General features: G+C 50.6%; 4 protein-coding genes and 1 other RNA gene. All 5 read left to right on the top strand.

Going from position 1 to position 5,969, the window contains the following annotated elements; all coding sequences use genetic code 11:
• The first annotated feature begins 248 nt into the window (after positions 1-248).
• The 5 genes from Q8O92_08015 to Q8O92_07995 all read left to right on the top strand — a co-directional run bounded on the left by Q8O92_08015 (position 249) and on the right by Q8O92_07995 (position 5,926).
• A complete protein-coding gene (locus tag Q8O92_08015) occupies positions 249-1,628 on the top strand; it encodes a hypothetical protein (GenBank protein MDP2983258.1) in 1,380 nt (459 codons plus the stop codon).
• Between the two features lie 8 nt (positions 1,629-1,636).
• The gene (locus Q8O92_08010; protein MDP2983257.1) at positions 1,637-2,593 is read left to right on the top strand and encodes a radical SAM protein; all 957 of its coding nucleotides are present in this window, start codon (positions 1,637-1,639) and stop codon (positions 2,591-2,593) included.
• Between the two features lie 231 nt (positions 2,594-2,824).
• Positions 2,825-3,229, top strand: an RNA gene (rnpB, locus tag Q8O92_08005) — RNase P RNA component class A.
• Between the two features lie 506 nt (positions 3,230-3,735).
• Positions 3,736-4,425, top strand: coding sequence for a hypothetical protein (locus Q8O92_08000; GenBank protein MDP2983256.1), 690 nt, complete (start codon positions 3,736-3,738; stop codon positions 4,423-4,425).
• Between the two features lie 475 nt (positions 4,426-4,900).
• A complete protein-coding gene (locus tag Q8O92_07995) occupies positions 4,901-5,926 on the top strand; it encodes an FAD-dependent oxidoreductase (GenBank protein MDP2983255.1) in 1,026 nt (341 codons plus the stop codon).
• The last annotated feature ends 43 nt before the right edge of the window (positions 5,927-5,969 follow it).

The following is a 5,969-nucleotide window of genomic DNA, read 5'->3' as shown; positions in this document are numbered from 1 at the left end:
GGGAAATCCGAACAGCCTTTTCCATAATCATATCTCCTTTTTCTGGATAAAAGTTGCAGTATTATTCGGCTATAATGATAGTACATATATTCAAATACTTTTTTTTATATCCAAGGTGTTTTTGATAATGGAATAGATGGTAATAGAGCAGGATAATGAAAAATCACAAAAAACAGTTGAGAAACCGGTTAAGAGTACGTACATTTTCTAATCATTGATGCCAAACTTGCTGTTATCAGGAGCACCGCATGAATACTACACATTCCCGCCGAACCTTCCTTTCAGTACTGTCCGCTTCCGCCGCCGCCATGGTTGGCCGGGCGGCGGAATCCCGGGCTTTTCCGGTGAACACCCAACCGTATAAACCGTTAATGGATCAGTATTATGAAGGAATCCTGAACATTATCAGGGGTGTACGGGACACTCAGGTAGAAAAGATCGCCGAGGCGATGGAAAAGGCGTACGAACTGAAAACAAAGGGAGGAACCATCTATTCCAATGTGGTGTTCGGCCATTTTGCTCCCTACGCGGGATGCCGTGATATACCGGGACAGCCCTGGATTCTGCCCCAGTATTATTCGCTCCTCGGCGAACCGTTCAGGGCGATGAAAAAGGGGGATTTCCTCCTCACCAACATTGTCAACATGGACATGAAGACCAACTGGAACGAGGAGAGCGACGACTGGAAAAAAGCCCATGACCGGGGAGTTTTTATTGCGGGCATAACCAACAATTATTTCAAATGCTTTCGCACTCCGCCAGGCGCGTACTACCCGCGGAGAATGGAATTGTCGCTGGAGGAAATCTCGAATCTGATCATTGATAGTTATGTGCCCTGGGACAACGGCCTCGTCTCTGCGCCGCAGCATCCCCGATTCAAAATATGCCCCTCGACCGGCATTGCGCAACTGGCGGTATACTGGGCCTGCACCGCCTCGCTTGCCCATCTGATCGGCGCAAAAGGAAAAGGTTCGAGCGCGGCGCCTGCAAAAAAATTTCTCGATCTGACCCTGGAGCGTTTTCAGATGATCGGTTCGGACCGTCCTAAAATCGACCGGGTGGCCGAAAAATGGGCCGATCTGGTTTTGGGCAGGGACGCAAGGCTCTTTGTCTACGGCGAGCCGTTCAAAGCGGAAGAGGGTCTGAGCGGGAATATGTTTGTTGCCGATGCGGTCGGCGCGGCAAACGGCTCCATGATAGCCCGGGAGTATTCAGGCGCTGTCCGCGCCGATGATATCGTGCTTATCGGGTCGGTAAGGTCGAATCATCCGGGTGAGCTTGAAGTTGCACGCGCAGCCCGTGGGAAAGGAGCATACACGGTTGCTTCCTGTCCTTTTTCCACAGATGGCGATTCAGCAGGCGTCCGTCTTTTCAAAGAAGTTGATGACGCATTCACCACCTACTGCGATGAGAAAGCGGGAGTCATCGCCATAGAAGGATTTCCCGGGACAGTTTGCCCGATTGCCGGGCTGACCGGGAATCTTGTGCATTGGATGCTCACCGCCCAGTGGGCCGACCATATGGCCCGCCGCGGCGAGATGCCCTATTTCTGGCAGGGCATGCATGAAACCGGCGGTATGGAATACGACGCCATGGTGAGGCCGTATTTTGAAAAGCGGGGATATTGAAAATAACCATGAGGCCTTTTATCTGTAATTATTATCTTACCTATCGCTGCAATGCGCGATGTTCCTTTTGCGGCATCTGGAAAACGAACGATGTCCCCATATCCGATGAAGCATCGCCGGATGTCGTGTGCCGTAACCTGGGTGATATCCGCCGTCTCGGGGTGAGAATCGTGGATTTCACCGGAGGCGAGCCGCTCCTGTACCAGGGGATCGGCCGTGTTTTACGGTATGCACGGCGCCTGGGGTTTCTGACCACTCTTACTACCAACGGCATACGGTATACTGAGTGCGCGGCAGAAATCGCCGATTGCATAAGTGTCCTGCAGTTCTCGCTGGATGCCGCCGAGAGCGGCGGGCATGATGCGGTCAAGGGTGTTCCCTCGTTCGACCGGGTCATGGAGGCGATAGACCTGGCCCGCCTGCTCGGAGAGAATCCCACATTCATCCACACGGTTACCGATGACAATCTCTCTCGTGTTCCCGATGTAATCGCTCTTGCCCGGAGAATGCGGGTTCCTCTGTTCCTCAACCCCTGTTTCCCCTATTTCGGAAACCGGGGACTTTCGCCGGAGAGCGCCCGTCAACTCGGAAGCATGGCACGGGGACCAGGTATATCGATCGACCGGGGGTTTCTGGCGTTCCTCATCGACGGCGGCAACAGTCGAGAAAACCCGGACTGCCTGGCGGTGACCTCCACCCTGGTAATTTCATCGGACGACTGCCTGATACTTCCCTGTTTCCACCGTGGGATTACTAAAATACCCATCCGGGGAAGGTTGTTCGCTTTAAGGAATTCACCCCTGATCCGGGAAGAGATGGCAAAGGAAGGGCGGTATCCGTTCTGCGAGGGATGCGCGGTGAACTGTTATATCCGGGCTTCGCTTTTCCGAAAACCGGGGAGGTATTTCATTCCGACCATTATTTCCGCGGCGAAGTATATTTTTGAGTTTTATCGGGTAAAATAAAACTGTATCGAGGTTAAAAAGACTTGTGAAAAAGTCTAAATGCCTGTTATTTTCTTATCCGACGAAACTCACCCCCTGACCCCCTCTCTATCCTATAGAGGGGGAACCAGAAGGCTCGCAACGAGTTATCTTCTCTTTAGAATAGAGAGGAGACCAAGAGGTGAGTTTAGAAAAAGCGGGGATTTTATTCAATAAAGTGTTTTTCACAAGCTTTTAAACGTCATACTGAAAGGAACGGGCCGGATGGTCGCGCCTGGTTTTCCAGGTGAGGAAAGTCCGGGCTCCAGAGGACAGGGTGCCGGATAACGCCCGGTGGCCGGGAAACCGGTCAAGGAAAGTGCAACAGAAAATACACCGCCTCTTCCGGGAAACCGGAGGAGGTAAGGGTGAAATGGCGGGGTAAGAGCCCACCGCCCGGGCGGCAACGTCCGGGGCGCTGCAAACCCCACCCGGAGCAAGGCCAAATAGGGGACGAGGGCACCCCGGATTATGAATCCGGGGACCCCGCGATGTGGTCCGCATCGTAATCAGTCCCGGGTAGGCTGCATGAGGAGACGGGCAACCGTGCTTCCCAGACAAATGACCATCGCTCCCGCCAAGGGGGAACAGAACCCGGCTTACAGGCCCGTTCCTTTTAATATGAGGAGTGCCCTTTTACCTGTCTATAGATGCCGAAACGGTTTCATCTTTCCCGCGAAGCGGCAACGGTTTCATCTTTCCCGCGAAGCGGCAACAAGTTCGGCATGACACGTGTCATCCTGAACTCGTTTCAGGATCTATTTTTGGTTCTTCTCCAAAAGAGTTGGTAAAGAAATTTACTTATAACGGTTGCATTGAGGAAATGATCTCAATCCAACCCTGAATTGAAATATGTTGATAGTTGCTGTCAAGCCCAAGCAAGTCAGCCTTCGGCTGAGGCTTGACAGATTGAGGCTTGCTTAGATTATTTACGTAACAAAACTTTTTTTATCCCAAACGATGAAAGTCCCCCTTCGGGAGATTTAGGGGGCTGCCTCTCAAAGAGTTATCTCATTTTGCACTCTAAAATTTACCAACTGATTCGGAGAAGAGCCCTATTTTTTTATTCTCCGAGCAAATATACTTTGTATTGAACGGAAAAAGTCTATCAGAAAGACCGATTCATGAAAGTCGAGGATGTTTCCTATCTTTCGCGAGTTCTGACAGTACTCGCTTTCGCGGCGGCCATGGGATACCTCGAAGCCGCTGTTGTAGTGTATCTGCGTGCGCTGTATTACCCGGAAGGTTTCTCTTTTCCCCTTAAACTCATCCCGTCAGAGATAGCGGTTATCGAGATCGTCCGTGAAGCCGCAACCATCGTCATACTGCTCGCTGTCGCAATGCTCGCCGGGAAGCGGTTCTGGGAAAGATTCGGGTATTTTCTCATTCTTTTCGGCGTCTGGGATATTTTTTACTATGTCTGGCTGAAAGTTGCCCTCGGGTGGCCGGCGAGCATGTTCGATAACGATATTCTTTTTCTGATTCCCCTTCCCTGGATCGGCCCGGTCATCGCACCTGTTCTCATCTCTATTCTCATGACAACCATCGGGATTTCGCTGACCCGCCGCCTGCACTGCGGTCTTGAGTTCAGGCCGCCCGTACTGAGTTGGATGCTGGGCAGCGCGGCCACCATTCTCATTCTGTATTCGTTCTTTGACTTCTCCGGCGCTGTGTCAAAACAGGCGGCGCCGGACGATTACAAGTATCCGATTCTTGTCATCGGATTGATTCTTTACGGGATTTCTTATGTGGTTGCAGTGCTGGAATCCGGGAGGAAGAAAAAAAATCTCACGCAAAGTTCGCAAAGTCGATAAAGAAAGAATACAGAAAACAGAAATCAGAATAAAAGCTTTTGCTTTGGGCTTAGGGTTTACTTTTTACCCTAATCCAGCGATAATTTTATAGAAAGTACTTGCATTATATGAACTTACCGATCAGCCGATTACCGGGATAGGTGGTCTTCCGATATTTCTGGCGGCGGCGATTTAAAGACGAAGAGATATTTACCGCGCTCACCAGTGTCCAGGATGCCTTGAGCAGAAGTGTTCTTGAAGCGCGCAGATACGCTTGTCAGTTTTCATATCTCCCGATCGAGAAAATTGAAAAATTCATCGATCAGGAAAACGAACTTTACTACTAGAAGAAAATAGCCCTAATCAACTATCTTTTTTGCATTTTCCTCTTTCTTAAATCCTTATCGCTGGATTGGGGGAATAACTTGACTATCCGGCTGGTTGTTGTGAATAATCAAAATATATCAAGAAATTTATGCACATGACGGAGCGAACAATGACAGAACTCGCTGAAATGGTAAAAGTAATCGATACCCTAGACCTGGAAGTCAAACCTGTTCCGGAAGAAAAAAGCAGGAAAGCCCTGATTGCTCCAGAAGGCGGCTCATTCGAATCCATAATAATCGGCGGCGGTCCTGCCGGAATGACTGCCGGGATTTATCTCGCCCGCAAGCTCATCAAAACTCTGCTCATCAGCCCCTACCTGGGAGGGCAGGTGAGTTTTACATCAAATGTGGAGAACTATCCCGGATATAATGTCATTTCAGGGATTGAGCTGGCGAAGGCATTTGAGGAGCAGCTCCAACTCCATTCCATCTATCTCCGTCTCAGTGATAGTGTAAACACTCTCGATCTAACCGAAAAAGGCGGCACGGTCACTACCGAGAAGGGTGCGCGGTATTCCTTTGCTACGCTTATTGCAGCTTCCGGAAAACGCGTGAGAGGACTGGGCATTCCCGGCGAAAAAGAGTTTATCGGACGTGGGGTGACCTACTGTGCTACCTGCGATGCTCCGCTCTATCGGGGTGAGACGGTGGCGGTCATCGGGGGGGGCAACTCCGCCTTCAGCGCGGCGATCGATCTCCTGGCCCTCGGCTGCACCGTGTACCTGGTGAACTGCGAGCCGGGTATTCAGGCGGACGGCATACTCGTTGAGAGAACCCGTGCTTCCCATCTGATTACAATGTACGCAAATCACAGTGTTGAAAGCATTTCAGGAAATCAAACGGTGAGTAGCATCACCATCCGCGACCAGGCGACCGGAGAAATTCGAACAATTCCCGTTTCCGGAGTCTTCGTGGAAATCGGTCTCGTTCCAAACTCCCAATTCGCCAAGGGAATTCTCTCCATGAATGAAAAGAACGAAATCCTGGTGGACTGTTACTGCAAAACCAGCGTCCCCGGAATTTTTGCCGCGGGCGATGTCACCAATGTCCCGGAAAAGCAGATCATCATTGCCGCCGGGGAAGGCGCCAAAGCCGCTTTGGGCGTCTCAAACTATCTTTTGCTTAAGAAAAAGTGATTTTGTACTTGAAGGTGTCAAATGCTGAATAAGTTGAACGTTT

Source organism: Candidatus Latescibacter sp. (assembly GCA_030692375.1).
Classification (GTDB): Bacteria; Latescibacterota; Latescibacteria; order Latescibacterales; family Latescibacteraceae; genus JAUYCD01.
This window is presented reverse-complemented; position numbering and strand designations above follow the sequence as displayed.

Excerpts from the sequence above, each read along its gene's own strand:
- Q8O92_08015 (MDP2983258.1), top strand. The coding sequence starts at position 249 with ATGAATACTACACATTCCCGCCGAACCTTCCTTTCAGTACTGTCCGCT.
- Q8O92_08010 (MDP2983257.1), top strand. The coding sequence starts at position 1,637 with ATGAGGCCTTTTATCTGTAATTATTATCTTACCTATCGCTGCAATGCG.
- Q8O92_08000 (MDP2983256.1), top strand. The coding sequence starts at position 3,736 with ATGAAAGTCGAGGATGTTTCCTATCTTTCGCGAGTTCTGACAGTACTC.
- Q8O92_07995 (MDP2983255.1), top strand. The coding sequence starts at position 4,901 with ATGACAGAACTCGCTGAAATGGTAAAAGTAATCGATACCCTAGACCTG.